This is a genomic window from Streptomyces sp. NPDC050617 (assembly GCF_040654795.1).
Taxonomy (GTDB): domain Bacteria; phylum Actinomycetota; class Actinomycetes; order Streptomycetales; family Streptomycetaceae; genus Streptomyces.
The window spans coordinates 18,499-42,595 of record NZ_JBFAIS010000039.1 but is presented as its reverse complement, the minus strand read 5'-3'; the positions used below and the strand labels follow the sequence as shown (position 1 = coordinate 42,595).

General features: G+C 72.0%; 21 protein-coding genes. 8 read left to right on the top strand and 13 right to left on the bottom strand.

The window, feature by feature from the left end:
- Positions 1–129: 129 nt before the first annotated feature.
- The gene (locus tag AB0I49_RS34590) at positions 130–1,254 is read right to left on the bottom strand and encodes a questin oxidase family protein (protein ID WP_363231164.1); all 1,125 of its coding nucleotides are present in this window, start codon (positions 1,252–1,254) and stop codon (positions 130–132) included.
- 59 nt (positions 1,255–1,313) lie between these two features.
- Between AB0I49_RS34590 and AB0I49_RS34585 the strand changes: the two genes are divergently transcribed.
- Positions 1,314–1,805: a MarR family transcriptional regulator gene (locus tag AB0I49_RS34585; protein WP_363231163.1), complete on the top strand. Its 492-nt coding sequence runs from the start codon at positions 1,314–1,316 to the stop codon at positions 1,803–1,805.
- 121 nt (positions 1,806–1,926) lie between these two features.
- On the top strand, positions 1,927–2,766 hold the full coding sequence (locus tag AB0I49_RS34580; protein ID WP_363231198.1) for a hypothetical protein: 840 nt from the start codon (positions 1,927–1,929) through the stop codon (positions 2,764–2,766).
- A gap of 142 nt (positions 2,767–2,908) precedes the next feature.
- Here AB0I49_RS34580 and AB0I49_RS34575 read toward each other — a convergent pair whose 3' ends face one another.
- Positions 2,909–4,363: a PLP-dependent aminotransferase family protein gene (locus AB0I49_RS34575; RefSeq protein ID WP_363231162.1), complete on the bottom strand. Its 1,455-nt coding sequence runs from the start codon at positions 4,361–4,363 to the stop codon at positions 2,909–2,911.
- Positions 4,364–4,410: 47 nt separating this feature from the next.
- Between AB0I49_RS34575 and AB0I49_RS34570 the strand changes: the two genes are divergently transcribed.
- On the top strand, positions 4,411–4,884 hold the full coding sequence (locus tag AB0I49_RS34570; RefSeq protein WP_363231161.1) for a carboxymuconolactone decarboxylase family protein: 474 nt from the start codon (positions 4,411–4,413) through the stop codon (positions 4,882–4,884).
- A 59-nt stretch (positions 4,885–4,943) separates the two neighbouring features.
- Here the strand turns inward: AB0I49_RS34570 and AB0I49_RS34565 are convergent, their stop codons facing one another.
- Together AB0I49_RS34565 and AB0I49_RS34560 are read right to left on the bottom strand one after the other, a co-directional pair.
- Positions 4,944–5,993, bottom strand: coding sequence for a chitinase (locus tag AB0I49_RS34565; RefSeq protein WP_363231197.1), 1,050 nt, complete (start codon positions 5,991–5,993; stop codon positions 4,944–4,946).
- 157 nt (positions 5,994–6,150) lie between these two features.
- Positions 6,151–7,146, bottom strand: a complete 996-nt coding sequence (locus tag AB0I49_RS34560; RefSeq protein WP_363231160.1) for an SDR family oxidoreductase — start codon at positions 7,144–7,146, stop codon at positions 6,151–6,153.
- 572 nt (positions 7,147–7,718) lie between these two features.
- Here AB0I49_RS34560 and asnB point away from each other — a divergent pair.
- Positions 7,719–9,569: an asparagine synthase (glutamine-hydrolyzing) gene (gene asnB, locus AB0I49_RS34555; RefSeq protein ID WP_363231159.1), complete on the top strand. Its 1,851-nt coding sequence runs from the start codon at positions 7,719–7,721 to the stop codon at positions 9,567–9,569.
- 369 nt (positions 9,570–9,938) lie between these two features.
- Here the strand turns inward: asnB and AB0I49_RS34550 are convergent, their stop codons facing one another.
- The 6 genes from AB0I49_RS34550 to AB0I49_RS34525 all read right to left on the bottom strand — a co-directional run bounded on the left by AB0I49_RS34550 (position 9,939) and on the right by AB0I49_RS34525 (position 17,581).
- Positions 9,939–10,922 (bottom strand): ABC transporter substrate-binding protein, encoded by a 984-nt coding sequence (locus AB0I49_RS34550; protein WP_363231158.1) that lies wholly within the window; start codon positions 10,920–10,922, stop codon positions 9,939–9,941.
- Between the two features lie 16 nt (positions 10,923–10,938).
- On the bottom strand, positions 10,939–12,912 hold the full coding sequence (locus AB0I49_RS34545) for an ABC transporter permease subunit (protein WP_363231157.1): 1,974 nt from the start codon (positions 12,910–12,912) through the stop codon (positions 10,939–10,941).
- Entirely contained in the window at positions 12,909–13,340 is a 432-nt protein-coding gene (locus AB0I49_RS34540) for a hypothetical protein (RefSeq protein ID WP_363231156.1), read from the bottom strand. The genes AB0I49_RS34545 and AB0I49_RS34540 overlap by 4 nt, the downstream gene beginning before the upstream one ends.
- On the bottom strand, positions 13,337–14,431 hold the full coding sequence (locus AB0I49_RS34535) for a betaine/proline/choline family ABC transporter ATP-binding protein (protein ID WP_363231155.1): 1,095 nt from the start codon (positions 14,429–14,431) through the stop codon (positions 13,337–13,339). Before AB0I49_RS34535 ends, AB0I49_RS34540 begins: the two co-directional genes overlap by 4 nt.
- Positions 14,428–15,963 carry a GMC oxidoreductase gene (locus AB0I49_RS34530; RefSeq protein WP_363231154.1) on the bottom strand — a complete coding sequence of 512 codons (1,536 nt, stop codon included), beginning with the start codon at positions 15,961–15,963 and terminating at the stop codon, positions 14,428–14,430. The genes AB0I49_RS34535 and AB0I49_RS34530 overlap by 4 nt, the downstream gene beginning before the upstream one ends.
- A 115-nt stretch (positions 15,964–16,078) precedes the next feature.
- The gene (locus tag AB0I49_RS34525; RefSeq protein ID WP_363231153.1) at positions 16,079–17,581 is read right to left on the bottom strand and encodes an aldehyde dehydrogenase family protein; all 1,503 of its coding nucleotides are present in this window, start codon (positions 17,579–17,581) and stop codon (positions 16,079–16,081) included.
- A gap of 170 nt (positions 17,582–17,751) precedes the next feature.
- Here AB0I49_RS34525 and AB0I49_RS34520 point away from each other — a divergent pair, with 170 nt between their 5' ends.
- Entirely contained in the window at positions 17,752–18,525 is a 774-nt protein-coding gene (locus tag AB0I49_RS34520; RefSeq protein ID WP_363231152.1) for a hypothetical protein, read from the top strand.
- Here the strand turns inward: AB0I49_RS34520 and AB0I49_RS34515 are convergent.
- Positions 18,500–18,793, bottom strand: a complete 294-nt coding sequence (locus AB0I49_RS34515) for a hypothetical protein (protein WP_363231151.1) — start codon at positions 18,791–18,793, stop codon at positions 18,500–18,502. The genes AB0I49_RS34520 and AB0I49_RS34515 overlap by 26 nt on opposite strands.
- A 70-nt stretch (positions 18,794–18,863) precedes the next feature.
- Here AB0I49_RS34515 and AB0I49_RS34510 point away from each other — a divergent pair, with 70 nt between their 5' ends.
- Both AB0I49_RS34510 and AB0I49_RS34505 read left to right on the top strand, forming a co-directional pair.
- Positions 18,864–20,900 carry a hypothetical protein gene (locus AB0I49_RS34510; protein ID WP_363231150.1) on the top strand — a complete coding sequence of 679 codons (2,037 nt, stop codon included), beginning with the start codon at positions 18,864–18,866 and terminating at the stop codon, positions 20,898–20,900.
- A 92-nt stretch (positions 20,901–20,992) separates the two neighbouring features.
- Positions 20,993–21,343, top strand: a complete 351-nt coding sequence (locus AB0I49_RS34505; RefSeq protein ID WP_363231149.1) for a hypothetical protein — start codon at positions 20,993–20,995, stop codon at positions 21,341–21,343.
- 39 nt (positions 21,344–21,382) lie between these two features.
- On the opposite strand, the gene AB0I49_RS34500 is transcribed toward AB0I49_RS34505, so the two are convergent.
- Positions 21,383–22,213: an alpha/beta hydrolase gene (locus AB0I49_RS34500; protein WP_363231148.1), complete on the bottom strand. Its 831-nt coding sequence runs from the start codon at positions 22,211–22,213 to the stop codon at positions 21,383–21,385.
- Between the two features lie 69 nt (positions 22,214–22,282).
- Here AB0I49_RS34500 and AB0I49_RS34495 point away from each other — a divergent pair, with 69 nt between their 5' ends.
- Entirely contained in the window at positions 22,283–22,756 is a 474-nt protein-coding gene (locus AB0I49_RS34495; RefSeq protein ID WP_363231147.1) for a MarR family winged helix-turn-helix transcriptional regulator, read from the top strand.
- Positions 22,757–23,037: 281 nt separating this feature from the next.
- Here AB0I49_RS34495 and AB0I49_RS34490 read toward each other — a convergent pair whose 3' ends face one another.
- Entirely contained in the window at positions 23,038–24,027 is a 990-nt protein-coding gene (locus AB0I49_RS34490; RefSeq protein ID WP_363231146.1) for a malate dehydrogenase, read from the bottom strand.
- Between the last annotated feature and the right edge of the window lie 70 nt (positions 24,028–24,097).

The following is a 24,097-nucleotide window of genomic DNA, read 5'->3' as shown; positions in this document are numbered from 1 at the left end:
CGCGTACGCGAGCTGGGCCGGCGCCTCGTGGTGAGGCGTCGGCCCGCCCGGCTCACCCGGCTCATCCAGTCGCACCCCGGCCCGTACGCCCCCGACGCCGCCCCGGACCCGTACGTTCGCGAACCCGCCTCAGGCCCGTATGCCCTTGATGCCTCCCCCCTCGTCCAGCGGGGTAATGCGGCGCTGGGCCGCGAACGCCGCGGCCGGGTAGCGGGGGTCCGGGCGCAGCGCGTACTCGCGCAGGCACGCCTCGGTGAACTTGATGACGTGCTCGTCGCCGTGCTCGGCCGCCCGCGCGCCCAGTTCGTCCAGCGGCGGCGGTTCGGCCCCCTCGGACCGCCACGCCTCGGTTCCCTCGTCGCGCCGGTCCGTGGTGAAGGCCACCAGGAAGGCCGCGTGCACCTGCCAGAGCGCGGCCAGCGTCGGCTCGTACAGCGGGTGCGGCAGGTGCGGGAGGACGATGCGGGCGGCGGCGGGGGCGGTGACTCCGTGGATCAGCGGGACGGGGGCGACCTCGGGGTGGCCGAGGTAGACGTCGGCGAACTGCGCCGTCATCTCGCTCAGCAGCCGCGGCGCCTGCTCGGGGGCCAGCCACTCCAGCGCCTCGCCGTAGGCGGGCTGCCGGTCCAGGGTGTCGAGGCGGCGCCGGACGGCGGCGGGCCCCATCGGGCTGTCCGCCGCCGTGCGCGGCAGGGCGGCGACGGCGGCGGAGAGGCTGTACGGGCCGCGCAGCCGCGGTGTGCCGGGCAGTTCCGCGTAGCGGGCCGCCCAGTAGGCCAGTCCGCGGGCGAGTTCGTTGAGTTGGAGGGCGGTCGGCGCGTCGCCGGCGGCGTAGAGGCCGCGTACGGCGTGGGCGGTGCGGATGAGGCCGTGGGTGAGTCCGGCGAACAGGCCGGGGAGCAGCCGGGGCCACCACCGCGCGAGCACCTCGCGCCAGGGGTCGTCGGAGAGCTGGCGGGCGAAGAGCGCTTCCCAGTCCCCGGCCCGGTGGAACTCGCCGAGCGCCGGCCGCCAGGAGGACTCGTCGGCGGGGTCTATGGAGAAGCGGGCGGCGGGCGGTTCGTGGTGGGCCATGGCGCGGCGGTAGCGCTCCACCCAGCGGGCCACCTCGTCCCCCTGCCCGAGCAGGGCCAGCGCCTCGGCGCCCATCGGGCCGTGATTGGCGAGGTCGACGCCTTGGCCGCGCTCGTATCCGAGGTCGTTCATGCGTTCCAGGGCTTCGTTCAACGCGTCGCTGTAGCTGACCGCAGGCATGGGCAACACCCTTCGGAAAGTCGAATAGTTAGAAAATCCGAACCATCTAGACTCGCAGTATGCCGCACACCCCCGACGCCGGACGGGCGACCCGGTCGCCGACGCCCGCAGAGCTCCAACTCGTCGGCCTCGTACCGCTCCTGGAACCCTTCTACCGCGGCACGGCCGTACGCGAGCTCATGCCGGAACGGCTGCGCGAGGTGATGGACACGCGCGGGCTCACAGCACGCCATGGCGCCGTGCTCCCCCAGCTGCTGGCCGGGCAGCCGCTGACCGTCAGCGAGATCGCCCGCAGGCTCCACGTCTCGCTGCCCACCGCCAGCGAACTGGTCGGTGGCCTGAGCCGGGCCGGGGTCGTCGAGCGCACCGAGGACCCGGCCAACCGGCGCCGCGTCCTGGTGTCCGTGTCCGAGGAGTACCGCCCGCTGCTCGAAGACTTCGTCGCCCGGCGCGGGGAACCGCTGCTGCGCGCGCTGGACGGCCTGTCGCCGGCCGAGCGCGCGGGGTTCGAGGCGGGGCTGACGGCGTGGGTGCGCGAGGTGCAGCGGTAGGCCCTGCCGTCGGACTCCCGCCTGCTCCGCGACGCTCAGCGCGCCCTCGCGGCGGAGCCGCCCCGAGGGCCCCGGCCAGGCGTCCGGGCGCGGGCCCTAGAGTCGGGGCGTGCTCCTGGGAATGATCTGTGCGCTCGGCTCGGCGGTCTGCTTCGGCACCGCGTCCGTCCTCCAGGCCGTCGCCGCCCGCGCGACCGCGCCCGGCACCGGCTCGGGCGTCGACGCGCGGCTGCTGCTGCGCGCGCTCGGCCAGTGGCGGTACGTGGCGGGCCTCGGCCTCGACGGGCTCGGCTTCCTCCTCGAACTCGTCGCCCTGCGCTCCCTGCCCATCTACGCCGTCGGCGCGGCCCTCGCCGCCAGTCTCGCCGTAACGGCGGTGGTGGCCGCGCGGGTGCTGCGCGTCCGCCTCAGCGGCGTGGAGTGGGCGGCCGTCGCCGTGGTCTGCGGCGGCCTCGCCATGCTGGGCCTCGCCTCGGGCGCGGAGGGCGACCGTACGGGCTCCACGGCGCTACGCGTCGGCGTGCTGTGCGTCGCGGCGGCGGTGCTGGGCATCGGGGCGCTGGCCGGCCGGCTGCCGGGCCGGGCCCGCGCGGCGGTCCTGGGGCTCGGCTCGGGCATCGGCTTCGGCGTGGTGGAGGTCGCGGTCCGCCTCATCGACGGCCTCACGCCCGAGGCGCTGCTGGCCAACCCGGCCTCGTACGCCCTGCTGGTCGGCGGCGGCGCGGCCTTCCTCCTGCTCACCTCCGCCCTCCAACGCGGCTCGGTGACGGCGGCGACCGCAGGCATGGTCATCGGCGAGACCGTCGGCCCGGCGCTGGTGGGGGTGGCCTGGCTCGGCGACCGTACGCGCGCGGGCCTGACCCCGCTGGCCGTCGCGGGCTTCGTCCTCGCGATCCTCGGCGCGCTGGCCTTGGCGCGGTTCGGCGAGGCCCCGGCGGATACCACCCGAACGGGGGCCTGAGCCCCGGAGGGCCCTTGGCCTGCTGTCCGGTGGCCGGCCGGATTGACGCGAACTCCTTCACGCGGCGCCGATCGGCCCTGCGGGCGCGCCCGTTCCAGGCGGCTTCAGAAGCAGCCGGAAGCCGCCTGAACGGCTATCGCCGCTAGACCGGCCCCGGCAACGACCGCAGCAGCGCTTCCAGCACCCCCGGAAAGGCGTGTTCGGACGGAGTGCCGTAGGCGATGACCAGCGCGTCGGGCCCGTCGGCTGGAGCGCCCGGCGGAGCGTGCGGCGGAGCGCCCGGCGGAGTGTTCGGCGCGCGGTAGCGGAAGCGGTTCAGGCCCTCTACGGCCAGGCCCTGCCAGGCGGCGGCCTGGATGGCGGACTGTTCGGTGCCGGGCGGGAGTTCGAGAACGGCGTGAAGGCCGGCGGCGATGCCGGTGGCGCGGATGTGCGGGGCGCGGTCGGTCAGCGCCGCGACGAGCCGGTCGCGGCGGCGCCGGTAGCGCAGCCGCATCGCGCGTACGTGGCGGTCGTACGCGCCGGAGGCGATGAACTCCGCGAGGGTGAGCTGTTCGAGGGCGCCCGTCCCCCACTCCCCCGCGCCCTTGACCTCGGCGACCTCGTCCGCCAACCGTCCCGGCAGCGCCATCCACGCCAGCCGCAGCGCGGGCGCCAGGCTCTTGCTGGCGGTGCCGAAGTAGACGACGTGCTCCGGGTCCAGCCCTTGCAGGGCGCCCACCGGCTGCCGGTCGTAGCGAAATTCGCCGTCGTAGTCGTCCTCCAGGATCAGCGCGCCCGTGCGCGACGCCCAGTCGACGACGGCCGCGCGCCGGTCCGGGTGCAGCGAGGCCCCGGTCGGGTACTGGTGCGCGGGGGTGAGCAGGGCGGCCCGTACGCCCTTGTGCGCGGCCAGTTCCTCCGTACGCGCCCCGCGCCCGTCCACCGTCACCGGTACGGTCCGCAGCCCGGCCCGGCGCAGTACGTCGCGGTGGAGCCAGAGCCCGTACGACTCGACGCCCGCCTCCCGCACCCCGCGCGCCCGCAGCACCCTCCCCAGCACCGCCAGCCCCTGCATGAAGCCCGCGCACACCACGATGCGCGCGGGGTCGGTCCGTACGCCCCTGGCGCGGGCCAGATAGTCGGCGAGCGCGGCGCGCAGCGCGGGGTGGCCGCAGGGGTCGCCGTAGCCGAAGGCGTCGTTCGGCGCGGCGGAGATCGCGCGGCGGCCGGCGGCGAGCCACGCCGAGCGGGGGAAGGCGGACGCGTCGGCGGTGCCGACGCGCAGGTCGTGGGCGGGGCGCCGGTCCCGCTCCGGCGGCGCGGCCCGGACCGCGCCCGGCCGCGGCACGGTGCGGTGCGCGACGCGCGTCCCGGAGCCCTGGCGGGCGGTGAGCCAGCCCTCGGCGACGAGGTCGCCGTACGCGTCGGCGACCGTGTTGCGGGCCAGGGCCAGGTCGGCGGCGAGGGAGCGGGAGGACGGCAGCCGGGTGCCGGGCGCCAGCCTCCCGGTGCGTACGGCGTCGCGCAGGGCGCGGGTGAGCGCGGCGCGCACGCCGCCCGGACCGGTCAGGTCGAGGTGCAGGTCCCGGCCGAAAGTGGCCCACGATTCCGCCATGGAAATGGACCATACCGCTGGACCAGTGAGGTCGTAGCGTCGTACCCATGACGACGAACGAGAACACCCACGGCCACGCCCCGCGCATCGATCTGGCCGAGGCCATGCCCTCCGCCACCTACAAGGCGGTCATCGCCCTCGACGCCGCCGCCCGCAAGGGCGTCGACCCGGTCATCGCGGAGCTGGTCAAGATCCGCGCCTCGCAGCTCAACCACTGCGCGTTCTGCCTGGACATGCACATCAAGGAGGCCCGCAAGGCCGGGGAGACGGAGGAGCGGGTCTACCTCCTGAACGCCTGGGAGGAGGCCGCGAGCTACTACACCGAGAAGGAGCAGGCGGCGCTCGCGCTCACCGAGGCGGTGACCGTCCTGACGGACGGCTTCGTGCCGGACGCGGTGTACGCGCGCGCGGCGGCCCACTTCGACGACGAGGAGCTGGCCCAGCTCATCGCCCTGATCGCCACCATCAACGTCTGGAACCGCTTCAGCGTGACCACCCGCAAGACGCCGGGCGCGGTCTGAGGCCCGCGGATCGCCCCTGAACCCTTCGACGGGGGCTCAGGGGCGGCGTCCGTGCTCCGTCACCGCCCTTGCAGGGCCTTGACGTTGTTGCCGAAGCTCCAGCTGCGCGAGCCGTCCCAGTTGAGGGACCAGGTCATGAGGCCCTTGAGGGCGCCGCTGTACTTGTTCCACGCCTGCGACACCAGGCCCGTCGACATGTAGCCGCCGCCGGCGCCGGGCTGCGCGGGCAGGCCCGGGGCCTGCTTGTCGTAGGGCACCTTGATGGTGGTGCCCTGGACGACGAGGCCCTTGTTGAGGCAGTCCGTCTGGGCGGTGAAGCCCTGGACGGTGCCGGCCTGGTACGAGTCGCCGGAGCAGCCGTACATGCTGCCGTTGTAGTACTGCATGTTCAGCCACCAGAGCCGGCCGTTGTCCGCGTACTTCTTCACGATGGGGAGGTACGCGCCCCAGATCGAGCCGTAGGTGACGCTGCCGCCGGTGACGTAGGCCGTCTCCGGGGCCATGGTCAGGCCGAAGTTGGACGGCATCTTGGCGAGCACGCCGTCGATGATGCGGATGAGGTTCGACTGCGAGGCGGAGAGCTGCTTGATGCTGCCGCCGCCGGTGAGCCCGGTCTCCAGGTCGATGTCGATGCCGTCGAAGTTGTACTTCTTGAGGATCGGCACGATCGTCTCGACGAACCGGTCGGCCACGGAGGCCGAGTTGAGGTCGATGCCGGCCGCCGCCCCGCCGATGGACATCAGGATCGTCTGTCCCGCCGCCTTGGCCGAACACATCTCGGCCGGGGTCGAGACCTTCACCGTGGAGTCCATCCCGTCCTCCCACAGGACGGTGCCGTCGGAGCGGATGACGGGGAAGGCCGCGTTGATGACGTTGTAGCCGTGCTGCTGGATGCGGGGATCGTTGATCGGCGTCCAGCCGAACGGCGGGTGCACGCCGTTGGCGGCGCCGTCCCAGTTCTCCCAGTACCCCTGGAGCACCTTGCCCGCGGGCTTCGACTTCACCGCGCAGGTGTCCTCGCGCGGCGTTCCGCTCGCCGCGGCGGCCGGCACCTGCGACACCAGCGCCAAGGCGAGACCGGCCCCCAGCAGACGCACCATCCGAGCCATTCGACCGATCATGACGTGCTCCTTTCCGGCCACGACTGACGGCCTGAACCTAGAGTGAGCATGTCAACCAGTCAATAGGTCTGGACCAAAGAAGCCACGGCACGTCACCGCAGGACGCCGACCACTCCAGCCCGTCCGGCCCGTCCGGCCCGCGGCCTCACCCGGTCCGTTGGTTGTAGGCGTCCGCCGCCTTGTCGTTCATGGCGCTGCCCCAGGCCCGCAGCCGCCTGGCGACGAAGCCCTCGGGAGGCGCGAGAGTCCCGCCCTCACGCAGCGGCTCCCGCGTGCCGGTGCCCTGGGGCAGAAGTCTGGCCGCGAGGCCGCTGAGCCGGACCGTCGCGGCGGGGGCGATGCCGTGGGCGAGGCTCGCGGCACGCGCCGCCGGGGTCAGCACGATCCTGGCCCGCCGGCGGACCACGCCGGACACGATGCGCTCGGCCGCGCGCTGGGCGTTCATCGAGATCAGCGGGGCCCCGGCCAACGCCGAGAACCAGGCGAACTCCTTCGTCCGGTCACCGCCGAACTGGGCGTGCAGATGCGAACCGGTGCGCATCAGTCCGGGGTGGACCGCCGTCACACTCAACCGGTCGGCGGCCAGCTCGGTCAGCAGCCCCTCCGCGAGCACGCTCGTGGCCGCCTTCGCGCACGCGTACGGCAGCAGATGCGGCACGCCGAGGAGGCCGCCCACCGAGGAGATGAGCGCCAGCCGCCCGCCGTACGGGCTCTGCCGGAGGTAGGGCAGGGCCTCCAGGGCGGTGTGCAGAGCCCCGGTGAACATGGTGTCCATGGCGGCCCGGAACTCCTCGGCCCCGATCGAGTCCAGCGGCGCGACCTGGATGATCCCGGCGTTGGCGACGACGATGTCGGGCCCGCCCGCCGTCTCGTGCGTCCGGCGCATCAGGGCCCGTACGGACTCCTGGTCGCGGACGTCGCAGACGACGCTGCGCACGCTCGCCCGCGGGTGGCGGCGGAGCAGCAGCGCCTCGGCGTTCCCCAGCTCGTCGCCGTTGCGGGCGGCCAGGGTGACGGCGCAGCCGCGGGCGGCCAGCCGGTCGGCGATCAGCAGGCCGAGCCCGCGCGACCCGCCGGTGACGCAGGCCGAGTGGTTCGACAGGTCCCTCGACTGGTCCGGGGAAGCGGCGAAGGTACGCATGGGCGGGATCGGTCCTCTCGTGGGGAGTGCGACGGGGACGGGAGGGGGCGGAACGGGCCGGAACGGGGCGAGGGCGGGCCGGGGCGGGCGGTGGTCGGGTCCTGTGCCGCCGTGGCCGATACCTGTCTCCACGATCTGCTGATTCACCCCTTTTCACCACCCAGATGGCTACAGGGCGTGACCGGGGTGCTGGCCAGCCCAGCCCCAAGGCCCAGGAGGACGCGCGGAACACCTGAGATGCGAGGGGCCGAGCGTAAATCTCGGGCAGTGACGAAATTCCCCGCGCCTGACCGTCTGACCGGGTGCGCGCGGCCCAGCGCTATTCGACGCTTCTGACGATGCCGTGCATTTCCCTTCGCCGCCGCCCCAGGCAGCATGGCACCCTCATTCCTGCTTCCCTTCACCCGACCCTTAACCCGAATGCGCAGAAACTCAATACAGTCAATACGCACGTGAGAAACGCGTTCCGGAAACCGGATGTATCCAGTCGGGACCAATTGACGCGATACGTTCTGCTCGACGGCGCAGCAGCTATCTGACTGCCCGCGGGCGACGGAAGGACCGGAATTCCTATGTGCGGACTGGCCGGGTGGGTGAGCTACGGACGAAATCTGAGCGGAGCGGCCGGGGTCATCTCGGCGATGACCGAGACCATGGTCTGCCGGGGGCCGGACGCGGGCGGCCTGTGGACGTCGGAACACGCGGTCCTCGGCCACCGCCGGCTCGCGGTCATCGACCCGGAGGGCGGCCGGCAGCCGATGGCCGCCGCGGCCGACGGCAGCCTCCCGGTGATCACGTACACCGGCGAGGTGTACAACTTCCAGGAACTGCGCGAAGAACTGCTCGCGCTGGGGCACGAGTTCCGCACCTCCAGCGACACCGAGGTGGTGCTGCGGGCATACCTGGAATGGGGAGCCTCGTTCGCCGAGCGCCTCACCGGCATCTACGCCTTCGCCATCTGGGACCCGCGCACCGAGGAACTCCTCCTGGTCCGCGACCGGATGGGCGTCAAGCCCCTCTACTACCGCACGACCGGGGACGGGGTGATCTTCGGCTCCGAGCCCAAGGCCGTCCTCGCCCACGACGAGGTCGAGGCGGTCGTCGACGCCGAGGGCCTGCGGGAGATCTTCAGCATCGTCAAGACCCCGGGCCACGCGGTGTTCAAAGGCATGCGCGAGGTGCTGCCGGCCACCACGATCCGGTTCTCGCGCAGCGGCGCCGACACCCGGACGTACTGGAGGCTGGAAGCCCGCGAGCACACCGACGACCTGGAGACCACGGTGGCCCGCGTGCGGTCCCTGCTGGAGGACGTCGTCGAGCAGCAACTGGTCGCCGACGTCACCGTCGGCACCCTCCTCTCCGGCGGGCTGGACTCCAGCGCCATCACCGCGCTCGCCGCGGCCGCCCGCGAACGGCGCGGCGTCACCGAGCCGATCCGCGCCTTCTCCGTGGACTTCGTGGGACACGAGCAGCGCTTCGAGGCCAACGTCCAGTGGGAGGACCCGGACACGCCGTTCGCCGTCGAGGTGGCCGAGCGGGTCGGCGCCGAGCACATCATCGTCGAGCTGAACAACGACGAGATCCTCGACCCCGAGGTCCGCGGCGCGGTCCTGCGAGCGCAGGACCTGCCGGTATCCACCGGTGACATGGAGTACTCCCTGCTCCTGCTGTGCCGCGCGCTCAAGGAGCGCATGACGGTGGCCCTCTCCGGTGAGGCCGCCGACGAACTGTTCGGCGGCTACACCTGGTTCCACGACAGAGAAGCCGTAGAGCTCGACAGCTTCCCCTGGTACCACCCCTTCGAGAAGGCCGGCGGCATCGGCGCGCTGCGCGACATCGGGCTGTGGGACCGCCTGGACCTCACCCGCTACGTCAAGCAGCGCTACGAGGAAGCACTGGCGGAGGTCCCGCGCCTGCCCGGCGAGAGCGGACACGAAGCCCGGATGCGGGAGCTGACCTACCTCAACCTCACCCGGTGGGAGAACTTCCTGCTGGACCGCAAGGACCGCGTCAGCATGGCGGCCAGTCTGGAAGTCCGGGTCCCCTTCACCGACCACCGGCTGGTCGAGTACGTCTACAACACCCCCTGGGCGATGAAGACCTTCGACGGCCGGGAGAAGAGCCTGCTGCGCGCGGCGATGCGCGGCGTCCTCCCCGACTCGGTCCTGGACCGGAAGAAGAATCCGTACCCCTCCACCCAGGACGCCGGCTATGAACGCGCGCTGCGCCGGAAGGCCGAGGACATCCTCGCTGACGACGCTCCGGTTCTGCGCATCGTCTCCGCGGACGAAGTGCGCCGGCTGCTCGCCCGCCCCCTGGGCTCCTTCGGCGTCGGCGGCCCGTGGAGCGCCCGCGCCGTCCTCGAACGCCTCGTCGAGTTCAACGACTGGGCCTCCGCCTACAACGTCCGCATCGAACTCTGACAAGCGCCGCACCCGGCACCCCACCCGAAACCCGAAGGCCGAGCCACTCCAGCCCGTCCGACGCCTGAGAACACCCGAAAGCCCAGCCCATTCCAGCCCGTCCGGCGTTTGAGGACCGGGGCCCGGGGCAGCGCCCCGATCTCGAAGCCCAGCCCACCCCAGCCCGTCCGGCATTCGAGGACACCCGAAAGTCCAGCCCATTCCAGCCCGTCCGGCGCTTGAGGACACCCAAAACCCCAGCCCCTCCAGCCCGTCCGGCGATTGAGAACCGGGGCCCGGGGCAGCGCCCCGAAAAAGGGCCCGGCCCCAGGGGTGGCCGCAACCACCCCCGAAGCCGAGCCCCTCAAGGACCCCAGCCGCCCGCCAGGGCTACGGCATCCACGCCTTCCACACAGAAGGGTTCTTCTCCACCCACTTCTTGGCGGCGACCTCCGGCGAGAGCTTCTCCGAGGCGATCATCTCCGACACCTCGTTCTGCTCGTCCTTCGACCACTTGAACTTCTTCAAGAACGTCGCCGCGTCCCCGCCGTGCTTCACGAAGTCCGTGTTCAGGTACTTCTGAAGCGGCGTGGTCGGGTATTCGCAGTCCACCGTCGTCGGATCGGCCGCCCCCTTGTCCCCGCACTCGTCGGTGTACTTGGGCAGCTTCACCTCCACCATCGGCACCTCGTTGAAGAGCCACTGCGGCTCGTACCAGTACGTGAGGAACGGCTTCTTCTGTTTCGCGAACTGCTGGATCTGGGTGATCTGCGCCGCCTCCGACCCCGCGAAGACGACCTGGTAGTCCAGGTCGAGGTTCTTCACGAGGGCCTTGTCGTTGGTGACGTACGACGGCGACCCGTCGAGCAGCTGGCCCTTGCTGCCGCTCTCCGGGGTGCGCAGCTGCTGCGCGTACTTGTTGAGGTTCTTCCAGTCGGTGACCTCGGGGTGCTGGTCCGCCCAGTACTTCGGCACCCACCAGCCGATGTGGCCGATGACGCCGACCCCGCCGGCCGGGGTGATCGTCTTCTTGTCCTTGACGTACCGCTGCTCCTGCTCGGGGTGGCCCCAGTCCTCCATGATGGCGTCGACGCGGCCCTGGCTGAGCGCGTCCCACGCGGGGACCTCGTCCACCTGCACGGTGTCGACGCGGTAGTCGAGCTTCTTCTCCAGCAGGTACTTCGCGACCGCGACGTCCGCCTGGGCGCCGACCCAGGTCTGCACGGAGAGGGTCACGGTCTTCGCGCCCTGGGCGTTCACGTACGGCGAGGCCTGCTTGGTCATGTCGGCGGCGCCGCAGCCGGTGGCGGCGAGCAGTCCGAGCCCGGAGGCGGCGACGAGCAGGGTCCGCCGGCGCGTGTTCGTACGACCCATGAAATGACGAGCCACGTCAGGCCCCCTTCCGTGCGCGGCGCGCCGTCGGCTGCGTCACCCGGTCGAGCATCAGGCCCAGGCAGACGATCGCGACGCCCGCGGGCAGGCCGGTGGCGAGGTCGCCCTTGGCGAGGCCGGTGACGACGTCGTAGCCGAGGGCGCCGGAGCCGACGAGGGCGGCGATGGTGACGACGGCGAGTACGAGCACCACGCCCTGGTTGGCGGCGAGCAGCAACGCGGGGCGCGCGAGCGGCAGTTGGACCTGCCACAGCTGCTGGCCGCTGGTCGCGCCGAGCGAGCGGGCGGACTCCATGGCGGAGGGGTCGACCTGCTTGATGCCCTGGGTGGTGATGCGGATGACGGCCGGCAGCGCGTAGATCACGGCGGCGGCGACGCCCGGCGCGCGGCCGACGCTGAACAGCGCGACCACGGGGATGAGGTAGACGAACTGCGGCATCGTCTGGAACACGTCCAGGACCGGCCGCAGCACCGTCTCCAGCCTGCGGCTGCGGGCGGCGGCGACGCCGACGGCGAAGCCGACGACCAGCGTCACGACGAGCGCGGCCAGCACCTGGGACAGCGTGTCCATGGACGACTGCCACAGACCCAGCACGCCGATCGCCGCCATCGCGAGGACGGAGGTGAGGGCGGTGGCCCAGGTGCCGATCAGCCAGGCCAGCGCGGCGACGACGAGCAGCACGCCCCACCACGGCGCGTCCTGGAGGCCGTCGCGGATGGGGTCGAGCACCCAGGTGGTGAAGTGCCCGGCCCAGTCGTTGGTGCCGCCGACGACGGGGACGCCGGAGTAGAGGTGGTCGACCATCCAGTTCTTGGCGTCGTTGACGGGTCCGGCGATGGCCACGGTCCAGCTCGCGGGCCAGATCTGCGAACCGGCGAGCCGGCCGGCTATGGCCACCACGGCCGTAGCGACCACGACGCCCGCCCAGGCGGCCTTGCCGCGCAGCCACTTGGGGCCGCTCGGCTCGGTGCCCATGCGCTCGCCGGCGGCGCCGGTCGTGCGGTCCATGACGATGGCGAGGAGGACGATCGGGATGCCCGCGGCGAGCGCCGCGCCGACGTCGACGGAGGACAGCGCCTGGTAGACGCGGTCGCCGAGGCCGGCCGCGCCGATCATCGAGGCGATCACGGCCATGGACAGCGCCATCATGATGGTCTGGTTGAGGCCGAGCAGCAGTTCCTTGCGGGCCAGCGGCAGCCGGGCGGTCAGCAGCCGCTGCCGGCCGGTGGCGCCGAGCGATTCGACGGCCTCCAGTACGCCCTTGTCGGCGCCGCGCAGCCCGAGGGCGGTGAGCCGGGCCATGGGCGGCGCGGCGTAGATGACGGTCGCGATGACCGCGGAGGGCACGCCGATGCCGAAGACCATCACGACGGGCAGCAGGTACGCGAAGGCGGGCAGCACCTGCATGGTGTCCAGTACGGGGCGCAGCATGCGGAACGTACGGTCCGAGAGTCCGCCCGCGAGCCCGAGCAGTCCGCCGAGCACGACGGAGGCGAGGACGGCGACGACCATCAGGGCGAGCGTCTGCATGCCCGGCACCCACATGTCGAGGAGGCCGGTCACCGCGAAGGAGACGAGGGCGGTGACGGCGATCCGCACGCCGGCGACGCGCCAGGCGAGGAGGGTGGCGGCGGCGGTCACGCCGGCCCAGCCGAGGGCGAGGAGCACGAGGTAGACGGCGCGCACCGAGATGACGATGGCGTTGCTGACGTGGCCGAAGAAGTAGAGGAACAGCCAGTGGCTGTCGCGGTTGTCGATGATCCAGTCGCTGGCCTTGCCGAGCGGGCCGGACGCGTCGACGGTCAGCGCGTGGGGCCAACTGCCGCTCGCCCACTTGGCGTTGACGATGGGGACGAGGATCGCCGCGAGGACGGCGAGCAGCAGGAGCTTGCGGACGGCGGGGTGCCGCAGGGCCGATCTGAGGACCGGCGTCGGGGCCGCTTCGGGGGCGGCGGAGGTGGCGACGCTCACACGCGCCTCCCGCGGGCGGCGCGGCCGGGCGGACCGGCTGTCGCGGCCGTGCGGCCGGTCGCGGTGGACCAGCCGCCGACGGGGCGCACCACGGGCAGCGGCGCGGTGCGGGCGGCGCTGCCGACGGTGGCGACCTCGGGGCGCAGCGCGTCGGCGACGGCGGACCCGGCGCGCGCGGCCCAGGCCGCGAACCTGCGCCCGGCGGAGGGCTGTTCGGGGTCCGTGCCCCGGCGGGACGCGATGCCCGCGCGCAGCGCGGCGCTCGCGAGGGCGCCGACGGCCGCCGCCCCGGAGCGCGGGGCCGCGCCGACGGCGCCAGCCGCGGCCTTCCCGACCCGGTCCGTGACGGCGCCGGAAGCCGCCCTGGCCTCCTCGTTCGCGACGGCGACGCTCGCCGCCGACACCGTGCTGTCGTACATCGCGCTCATGCCGCCGCTACCTCTCCCCGGTCCAGTCCCGCCACTACGCCCAGCAGGCACTCGTAGTCGATGACGCCCACGCAGCGTCCGTCGTCGACGACCCGCACCGGGCCGCCGCTGCGCGCCACGGCCTCGATCGCGTCGGAGACGGTGGTGTCGGGCGCGAGCGTCGCGCAGTCCTTCGCGTCGGTCTTCGCGACCGGCCGCATGGCGCGGCGCACGGTCAGCACCTGCTCGCGCGGCACGTCGCGGACGAAGTCGCGCACGTAGTCGTCGGCGGGCGAGCCGACGATCTCCTCGGGGGTGCCGCACTGCACGATGCGCCCGTCGCGCATCAGCGCGATGCGGTCGCCGACGCGCAGCGCCTCGCTGAGGTCGTGGGTGATGAAGACCATGGTGCGGCCCTCGTCGCGGTGCAGCCGGACGACCTCTTCCTGCATGTCGCGGCGGATCAGCGGGTCCAGGGCGCTGAACGGCTCGTCGAACAGCAGGACTTCGGGGTCGGCGGCGAGGGCGCGGGCGAGGCCGACGCGCTGCTGCTGGCCGCCGGAGAGCTGGCCGGGGCGGCGCGCTTCCATTCCGGCGAGGCCGACCTTGGTGACGATCTCCTGGGCCTTGGCGCGCCGCTCGGCCTTGCCCATGCCCTGGATTTCGAGCCCGTAGGCGACGTTGTCGAGCACGGTGCGGTGCGGGAGCAGCCCGAAGTGCTGGAAGACCATGGCGGCGCGGTGCCGGCGCAGGTCCCGCAGCCGGCCGCGGTCCATGCCGCAGACGTCCTCGCCGTCGATGGCTATCTCGCCGCTGGTCGGCTCGATGAGCCGGGTCAGGCAGCGGACCAGGGTGGACTTGCCGGAGCCGGAGAGGCCCATGACGACGAAGACCTCGCCCTGACGGACGTCGAAGGAGACGTCGCGGACGGCGACGGTGCAGCCGGACTCGCGGCGCAGTTCGTCGGCGGGGAGTTCGGCGAGCGGGCTGCCGGGGACGCGCTCCGGCTTGGGGCCGAAGACCTTCCAGAGGTTGCGTACGGAGAAGACGGGCGCGCCGTCGGGTTTCGGGCCGTCCGCCGCTTCGCGGGGCGCGGGTGCGGTGCTGGTCACGCGCGATCACCCCCGCGTGTCGAGGCCGCGGCAAGCATGTCGGCGCACTTCTCCCCCACCATCAGGACTCCGATCATCGGGTTCACGGCGGGCATCGTCGGGAAGACCGATGCGTCGGCGATACGAATGTTCTGCATGCCACGGATGTTCAAGTCGGGATCCACGACCGCGAGTTCATCATCGGAAGCGCCCATTCGGCAGGTGCCCGCCGGGTGGTAGACGGTGTGGGCGACCTTGCGCGCGTACTCGCTGATGTCCTCGTCGGAGGTGACCTCCGGCCCCGGGCAGACCTCGCGCTTGAGCCAGCCGGCGAGCGGCTCGGTCTTGGCGATCTCGCGGGCGATGCGGATGCCGTCGACGAGGGTGCGGCCGTCGTAGTCGTCCTCGTCGGTGAAGTACCGGAAGTCGAGGGCGGGCTTGACCTCGGGGTCGGCGCTGGTCAGGTAGAGCCGGCCGCGGCTGTGCGGCTTGGGGATGTTGGGCGTCATCGACACGCCGTGCTCGGGCTTCTCGTAGCCGAGCCGCTCCGGGTTGTCGGTGAACGGGATTTGGTAGAAGTGGAACATCAGGTCCGGGCCGTTCGCCGCGGGGTCCCGCTGGATGAACAGGCCGGCGTCGGAGTCCATCGCCGAGTTCTCCGGGATGGGCCCGTCGGTCTCCCAGACGATGACCGACTCGGGGTGGTCGAGGAGGTTCTCGCCGACGCCCGGCAGGTCGTGGACGACGGGGATGCCGAGGGCTTCGAGGTCCTTGCGCGGGCCGATGCCGGAGTGCATCAGCAGCCGCGGCGTGTCGACCGCGCCCGCGCAGACCAGCACCTCGGTGGAGGCCTCGACGAGGATCTCCTCGCCGTCCTTGGTGCGCACGTGGACGCCCTTGGCGCGGGTGCCGTCCAGCTCCAGCTTGTACGCCCAGGTCTCCAGCATGATGTGCAGGTTCGGCCGGTCGAGGAACGGGTGCAGGTAGGCGACCGACGCCGAGGAGCGCTTGTTGTTCTCGGGGTGGTACGAGAGGTCGAAGAAGCCCACGCCCTCGTGGAACGGCTTCTTGTTGAAGCCCTCCACGCGCGGCACGCCGGTGGCCGCCTTCGCGGCCTGCACGAAGTCGCTCGCGATGGCGTTGCGGTCCTTCTCGTCCACCGCGACGATGTTGTTGCGCAGCCGGTAGAAGTACGGGTCCATGGACTCGGCGTCCCAGCCCTCGGCCCCGGCCGTCGCCCACTCGTCCCAGTCGCCGGGCAGCGGCTTGAAGGAGATCAGGGTGTTGTGCGAGGAGCACCCGCCCAGCACGCGCGCCCGGCTGTGCCGGATGTGGGAGTTGCCGCGCGGCTGCTCGACCGTCGGGTAGTCGTAGTCCAGGTCGCCGCCCAGCAGCCCCAGCCATCTGCGCAGCGTGAGGACGTCCTCCCGGTCGATGTCCGTGGGCCCGCCCTCGATGACGGCGACCGTGATGTCGGGGTTCTCGGTGAGGCGGGACGCGATGACGGAACCGGCGGTGCCGCCGCCGATCACGACGTAGTCGTACACGGGCATGGGGGGTGCTCCTCTGCTGCTACTGCTGAAGGTTCTGCGCGTGAAGAGTGGGCTGGTTGAACCGAAGGTCGAACGGGCCGGGGAACGCGCTGTACGGGGACGGGTACGGGCGCGGTCAGCCCGCGAACCAGCGCACCGCCTTCGGTTCGAGGTTCTGGTAGATGTGCTTGGACTCGCGGTACTCGGCGAGCCCCGCGGGGCCCAGCTCCCGGCCGATGCCGGACTTCCCGAAGCCGCCCCACTCCGCCTGCGGCAGGTAGGGGTGGTAGTCGTTGATCCATACGGTGCCGTGGCGCAGCCGCCCGGCGACGCGCCGCGCGCGCCCCGCGTCGGAGGTCCACACGGCGCCAGCGAGCCCGTACTCGGTGTCGTTCGCGAGCTCGACGGCCTCGTCCTCGGTGCGGAACGTCTCGACGGTCACGATGGGCCCGAACGTCTCCTCCCGCACCACGCGCATCCCCCGGTGGCACTGGTCGAGGACGGTCGGCGAGTAGAAGTAGCCGGTCTCGGGGCGGACCTTCGACGGCTTGGGGCGGGAGCCGCCGCAGCGCAGCGCGGCGCCCTCGGCCAGCGCGGAGGTGACGTACGCCTCGACCTTGGCGAGCTGCTGCTCGGAGACGAGCGGGCCGCACTCGACGCCCTTCTCGGTGCCCCGGCCCAGCTTGATCTTCTCGGCGCGGCGGGCCAGCTCGGCGACGAACCGGTCGCTGACCGACTCCTCGATGATCAGCCGGGCGCCGGCCGAGCAGACCTGGCCGCTGTGCGCGAAACCGGCGTTCAGCGCCTGGTCGACGGCGGTGTCGAAGCCCTCTTCGGTGGCGCAGGCGTCGGCGAAGACGACGTTGGGGTTCTTGCCGCCCAGCTCCAGGGCGATCTTCTTGGCCCCGGCGACGGCGGCGGCGCCCGCCTTGGTGCCGCTGGCCAGGCCGCCGGTGAAGGAGAACAGGTCCACGTCGGGGTGCTCGGCGAGGCGCTGGCCGACCGGCACGCCCGCGCCGGTGACGATGTTCGCGACGCCCGCCGGCAGCCCGGCCTCCACCAGCAGCTTGATCAGGTACACGGTGGAGAGCGGGGTCACCTCGCTCGGCTTGATCACGAAGGTGTTGCCCGCGGCGAGCGCCGGAGCCACCTTCCAGCTGGCCTGGAGCAGCGGGTAGTTCCAGGGCGTGATCAGCGCGCACACGCCGACCGGCTCGTGCACGACGACGCTGTGCACCTCGGCGCTGCCGGCGTCCACGACCCGGCCGCCGCTCTCGTTCATGACGAGGTCGGCGAAGTAGCGGAAGGCGCTGGTCACGTCATCGACGTCGACCCGGCCCTCTTCCACGGTCTTGCCGGTGTCCCGGCTCTCGATGAGCGCGATCTCCTCGCGGTCGCGCTGGAGCAGGTCCGCGACGCGGCGCAGCAGCGCCGCCCGCTCGGCCACGGGCGTACCGGGCCACGGACCGGAGTCGAAGGCCCGCCGGGCCGCCGCGACGGCCGCGTCCGTGTCGTCCGCCCCGCCCTCGGCCACGGTCGCGAGGGGCCGGGCGTCTGCGGGGTCGAGGACCTCCCGCTGCGCGCCGGATGCGGCGTCGCGCCACACCCCGTCCACATGAATGGTCTCGACTGCCGACACGTCGCTACTGCCTTCCGATCACTGAAAAGTTCCGCTGGTCACGCCAGCAACAAGGACCCCTAACCGGAACTTTCGAACGTATTCCTCATCCGTCACCAAGAGTGGTCCGGGTCACTGTCGCTCGCCGTTCTGTCCCATTTGTTGGCTTCGGCTTTGTTAGCGTGAGCTGAATGACCAAGCGATACGGCATGTGGGCCGCAGCGATCTGCACGGCCGCGACAGTGGGCCTCGTCGGCTGCGGATCCGGAAGCTCCGACAACGCGAAGGGCAAGGGGGGACTGGACGGGCTCTCCGCCCAGGAGATTTCCAAGAAGGCGCGCGCCGAACTGAGCTCCGCCTCCGCGCTGCGCATGAAGATGGACGCGGCCTCGGGCTCGGCGTCCGCGAAGATGGACATCGCCGCGGACGACAAGGACAACTGCGCGGGCACCACCACCCCCGCGAGCGGCAAGGGCTCCGTCGAGGTCGTCAAGCGCGGCGACGAGGTGTGGCTGAAGCCGGACGCCGCCGTGTGGACCGCCATGACCAACGACCCGAAGAAGGGCGCGCTCGCCACCAAGGCCGCCAAGGGCCGCTACCTCCACGGCAAGACCAGCGAGGCGGTCCTGAAGCAGATGGCGTCCTCCTGCGAGGACCTCAAGACCTTCCAGAAGAAGATCGCCGAGGACGACGCGGGCGACGAGAAGCTCAAGAAGGGCAAGGAGACGACCGAGGGCGGCAAGCGGGGCGTGCCGCTCACCGCGAAGGGCAAGGACGGCACGGAGACCACGATCTACGTGGCCGCCGAGGGCAAGCCGCAGCTCCTGAAGATCGCCTCGAAGCAGAACGGCAAGACGAGCACCATGGAATTCACCGACTACGGCAAGCCGGTCGCGGTGAACCCGCCTTCGGAGAAGCAGTCCATGAGCGTCGACGAGTTCAAGAAGGCGGTGCAGAAGGGCTGACGCCGCGGGCCGTCCGCGGCGGGTGCGCCTCGGCCAGGTCTCCGGCCGGCGGGCCGTTTCCGACGAGCGGGCCGATTCTGCCGAGCGGGCCGTTGCCGACGAGCAGGCCGATTCTGCCGAGCGGGCCGTTTCCGAGGAGCGGGCAGTTTCCGACGAGCGGGCCGATTCTGCCGAGCGGGCAGTTTCCGACGAGCGGGCCGTTTCCGACCAGCGGGTCGGGGGCGGCCCGCTCGCCGTTTCCGGTGTTTGGCTTTCGCTCCGCGGACAAGCCTCCTAACTTGCTTCCAGGGGTCCGGCTTCCAAGGCCGGACACGGGGCCGTGGGCAAGGGGGAACCTCATGGGCCATCCCATGGACCGGCAGACCGCTCCGCTCATCGTCGTCAACCCCGGATTCGAGGACGGCACGAAGGGGTGGACCTTCAAAGGGGCCCCGGTCGGCGGGGGCGGCGAGGCGCGGAGCGGCGTCGCGGGCACCAAGCCGTTCAGCGGCGCCCGGCACGCCTTCCTCGACGCCCGGATCGGCCAGCGCGGGATCACCTCGGCGGCCCAGACCGTGACCGCCCCCGCGAACGGCGTCCACTCCCTGTCCGCCTGGATCGCCGGGGAGGACGCGAACGCCCGCTTCGTCTTGCGCCGCAACGGCAGGACGGTCGCCGAGGCGTCCCCCGTCTTCGACGGCGACTACCGCCGCTGGACCCTCACGGACGTGGAGCTGCGCGCCGGGGACCGGCTGGAGATCGCGTTCGAGGCGTCCGGCGGCGGTACGGACTCGGGGTGGGTCGCCGTCGACGGCGTCATGGTGTCCCCCGCGCTGCCGGCCCGCCCGAGGGTCTCCTCGTCCAGCCGCGAACTGGTCGAGATCTTCGACTGGGCGAAGGAGAAGGCCGCGGGCTGGGTGCAGCAGCCCGGCGCGCCGGGCCCGCTGGACATGGACGAGAACCACCGCCCGCCCACCGCCGAGGCCCCGTACGCCGCCTCGTACTGGGCGGGCTACCCGGACCGTACGGGCTATTACGCGCGCGACACCGCCCACCAGGTCGCCGGGGCCCACCTCCTCGGCCTGGACGCCGAGAACCTCACGATGCTGCGCTCCTTCGCGGCGTCGGCGACCCCGGAGCACCGGCACTGGCCGGTGTGGGCCGTCAACTTCGACGCGCGGACGCCGCTCGCCATCGACTACCACGGCCCGCGGGAGTTCGTACGGGAGCTGCCGGCCCCCTTCGAGCTGGTCGAGAAGTGCGCCGAGGCGTTCCGCTGGAGCGGGGACCGGCGCTATCTCGACGGGGAGCTGTGGGAGTTCTGCCGCCGTACGGTCGAGGGCTTCGTCACCCAGCAGGCGGGGCGGCTGGAGGGCAGACCGGTGCCGGTCGCGGGGGCGGCGGGCACGCACATCTTCGACGAGGTGGCCACGTACAACGAGGGCGGCGAGCGGCTGGTCGAGGCCGGGGACGCGGTCGCGACGCAGTACCGGGCCTACCTCGCGGTCGCCGCGCTCGCCGACGCTCGCGACGACACCGAGCTGGTACGCGCGTGCCGGGCCCGCGCCGCGAGGCTGCGCGCGTACGTCAACCACGGCTGGACCGGGCCGGGTTCGGGTGCGGCGGCGATCCGCGGCTACCACGCCGACGGGACGGCGGTCAGCGGCTGGGGGAAGGAGAACAGCTGGTTCATGCCGCTGAAGGGCGTCCTGGAGAGCGGCGAGCGCAACGACGCCTATCTCGACTACGTGCAGAGCCAGGCGGTGTCCGCCGAGGGGCGGCCCGTGAACGCGGAGGCCCTCACCTATCTGCCCGACGCCTTCTTCCGGCACGGCCGGAACGAGACGGCGTGGCAGTGGATGCGCCACATCTACCGCGAGCGCGACAAGCGGCACGCCACCCGGCGGTTCGTCAACGGCGACTACCCCGAACTGTCCTTCACTCTGATCTCGCAGCTCGTCGAGGGGCTGATGGGCGTGGATCCGGACGCCGCGCGGCACGCCTTGACCACGCTGCCGCGACTGCCGGGCCCGTCGGGACCGTCGGGTCCGTCGAGCCTGTCGGGTCCGTCGGGTCCGTCGCGCTTGGGACCGTCCGTCGTCGTCGGCGGCGGCTGGGACGAGGGCGTCGAGTGGGTGGAGGCGGCGGATGTCCCCATCGGCGACGACCGCTTCACGCTGCGCCACGACGGCAACACCAGCACCACCCTCACCCTGCACGCCGCACCCCGGACGCAGTACCGGTGGGAGGCGCGGTTCCCCGGTACGTACGGCCGGATGCTGGTCGACGGCGCGGCCCTCCCGGGGGACCGGTTCGAGGCGGCGGGCGGGGTCACCGGCACGACGCTGACGGTGCGTTCGGGGGAGCCGAGGACGGTGCGGGTGGAGAGGGAGTGATGCAGTGATGCTGTCGGACGAGCGAGGAGACGGGCGGCCGGATGGGCGGAGGGAGGGCCCGGCGGGCGAAGCAATCTGAGTAATCTGACCAAATGCCTTCAGTTCTTGTGCTTGGTTTCGATCCCCAGGTGGTCCCCGGCGTCGACGCGGCGGCCTTCCACACAGTCCTGGACAACGAATTGGTCCGCTTCGGAGAACGCGGCGTCGACGCGTCCATGACGCTGCTGGAGCTGGACGAGTCGGCCGAATCGACGGCCGCCGAGGCGCTGGCCGCGCGCGAGTGGGACGTCGTGGTGATCGGGGGCGGCATCCGCAAGCCGGAGCAGTTGCTGACGTTCTTCGAGAAGATCGTGAACCTGGTCCGGGAGCACGCCCCGCAGGCCGCCATCGCCTTCAACACCAGCGGCGGTACGAGCGTGGAGGCGGCGGAACGCTGGCTGTGAGGGAGCCCGCGCGGGGGCGGAACCCCGTCCCCCGCGCTGTCACCCGCGCTCGGTGAAGAGGTTGCAGAGGAAGTCCCAGAGGAACTCGTTGAAGAGGTCGGGCCGCTCCATGTTCGGGTAGTGGCCGGTGCCTTCGACGGTGGTCGTACGGCCGTCGGGGACGGAGGCGACGAGGCGTTCGGCCATGCCGACGCAGTCGTCGGAGTCGAGGCCGCCGTTGATGGCCAGCACCGGAACCGCGATCTTCGCGGCGCGCGCCCAGGTGTCGGTCACGGGCGTGGGCAGCACGGGCACCGTGCCGACGTGCTTGGCGACCGTACGCTCCCCCATCTCCCTTATCCGCCGCAGGACTTCGCCGTCGACGTCGTCGAGGGTGCGGTGCGGCCCGGTGGTGTACCGGACGAACGCGTCCACGAAGCCGCGGGCGTCGCTCTCGGCCGTCGCGCGGGCCAGCTCGGCCTGGATTCCGGTGACCCAGGGGTCCTGGAACTCGGCCTCGCTGGTCCCGACGCCGCTGACGACCAGCGCGCGCACCAGCTCGGGGTGTTCGAGCGCGGTGTCGACGGCGATGCCGCCGCCCATCGAGAGGCCGACGAGGACGGCGGGCCCGGTGCCCAGGTCGCGCAGCAGGTCGGCGAGGTCGTCGGTCTGCCGGTAGGGGCGGCTCGCGTTGGCGGACAGCCCGTGGCCGCGTACGTCCGGCACGATCACCCGGCATACGGGTGAGAGGACCGCGACCTGCTCGTCCCACATGCGGTGGTCGAGGAACCCTCCGTGCAGCAGCACCACCGGCGTGCCGGAACCGATGTCGCGGTAGGCGAGGCGGCCGTCCCCGGACTCGAAGTAGTTCACGTCAGAAGCCTGAGTCATGACAACCAAGGTGTCACTTTCGGGTCGGGTTGGCAACCAAGGTGTCATTCCGGATGTCATCCTGGAGACGTGAACGACATCGACACCCCGCTGGCCCCCGACGCCCTGGGCCCCCGCCTCATGGAGGTATTCGCCCTGGTGGGCCCCCTCTACCGCCGCGTACAGCGAAAGGTGGAGCAGACCGCGCCGGCCGAGGGCCTGTCCGTGGGCGTACGCGCCGTCCTGGACCTGCTGCGCGAGCACGGCCCCATGACCGTCCCCCAGATGGGCCGCGCCCAGGCGCTGAGCCGCCAGTTCGTCCAGCGCATGGTCAACGACGCCACCGCCCAGCACCTGGTCGAACCCACCCCCAACCCCGCGCACCGCCGCTCCTCCCTCATCGAACTGACGGAAAAGGGCGAGGCCGCCATCACCGCCGTGACGGAGCGCGAACACGAATTGCTACGCCAGGTCGGAGGGGACCTCACGGACGCGGATATCGCCGCGTGCGTAAGAGTACTGACGCGAATGCTGGACCTCTTCGAGGACGTGGACGTCAACTGACGCTCCCTCGCCGCCAGTTTCCTCGCGTGAAAGGCTCCCCCCGGTCCTTCCACCCCCCGTCGCCCGACGGTACCCCGCCGCCCGCCGCGGCAAGCCGCCATTCCGAGGGCGTCCAGAACCGCAACGGCTGTGAGCGGGCCTTCCGTTCGTCCTCGTCCGGTCGTTGCCGTTACTGCCGCGGGGGCGGCTGGCGGGTGTAGGCGAGCGCATGCGAATGGGCTCCGCCCCGCAGGAAGACCTGCCGGACGGAGCCCATTCAGCGGCTCACGCGCACGCGCTGATCAGATGAGGCCGAGACCCTTCACGGCCTCGCGCTCCTCGACCAGTTCGGCGACCGAGGCGTCGATGCGCTGACGCGAGAAGTCGTTGATCTCCAGGCCCTGGACGATCTCGTACTTGCCGTCCTTCGTGGTGACGGGGAAGGAGGAGATGATGCCCTCCGGCACGCCGTACGAGCCGTCGGACGGGATGCCCATCGAGGTCCAGTCGCCGGCGGCGGTGCCGTTGACCCAGGTGTGGACGTGGTCGATGGCGGCGTTGGCGGCGGAGGCGGCCGAGGACGCGCCGCGCGCCTCGATGATCGCCGCGCCGCGCTTGGCCACGGTCGGGATGAACGTGTCGGCCAGCCACGCCTCGTCGTTGACGGCCTCGGCGGCGTTCTTGCCCGCGACCTCGGCGTGGAAGATGTCCGGGTACTGCGTGGCGGAGTGGTTGCCCCAGATCGTCAGCTTCTTCACGTCGGCGACCGTGACGCCGGTCTTCTTCGCGAGTTGCGTGACGGCGCGGTTGTGGTCGAGGCGCGTCATGGCGGTGAAGCGCTCGATCGGCACGTCCGGCGCGGCGGCCTGGGCGATGCGGGCGTTGGTGTTGGCCGGGTTGCCGACGACGAGGACCTTGATGTCGTCGGCGGCGTGCGCGTTGATGGCCGCGCCCTGCGGCTTGAAGATGCCGCCGTTCGCCTCCAGCAGGTCGCCGCGCTCCATGCCCTTGGTGCGGGGGCGGGCGCCTACGAGCAGGGCGACGTTCGCACCGTCGAACGCGACGTTCGGGTCGTCGGAGATGTCGATGCCCTGAAGCAGCGGGAAGGCACAGTCGTCGAGCTCCATGGCGGTGCCCTCGGCGGCCTTGAGTCCCTGCGGGATCTCCAGCAGGCGCAGCTTGACCGGCACGTCCGCGCCGAGCAGGTGGCCCGAGGCGATGCGGAACAGCAGTGCGTAGCCGATCTGGCCGGCCGCGCCGGTGACGGTGACGTTGACGGGAGTGCGGGTCATGGCGATCTCCTGCGCAGTGTTTGCCGGGGGCGGGCCCCCAGACCCCCAAGGCGGCGGTGGGCGTCCCTGC